This window comes from Bradyrhizobium sp. Ken01 (assembly GCF_055807355.1).
In genome coordinates this window covers 1-271 of record NZ_JBVVPC010000209.1, presented here as the reverse complement: position 1 = coordinate 271, position 271 = coordinate 1, and the positions used below count along the sequence as shown (strand labels likewise).

1 pseudogene is annotated in these 271 nt (G+C 55.4%); it reads left to right on the top strand.

Going from position 1 to position 271, the window contains the following annotated elements:
* Positions 1-200 (top strand): annotated as a pseudogene (locus AC0L3S_RS39370) (ABC transporter permease subunit); the annotation flags it as partial.
* Positions 201-271 lie beyond the last annotated feature (71 nt).

Genomic DNA, 271 nt, shown 5'->3' with positions numbered 1-271 from the left:
GCCAGATCCGCTCAGCGATGCTGGAACAATTGAGTGAAGACTACATTCGTACCGCCCGGGCCAGCGGCTTGCCCGGCTGGTATATCGTTTTATGTTATGCGCTACCCAATGCGTTGATCCCATCGATTACCGTATTGGGTTTGGCGCTGGGCGATTTGTTGTATGGCGCAGTGCTCACCGAAACCACGACGGCAAAGCCCATCACTGCCGGGAAGTCGAGCGCCTGTATTGATGTTACTACCCATGCACCCATTCCGGGCCAGGCAAAAAC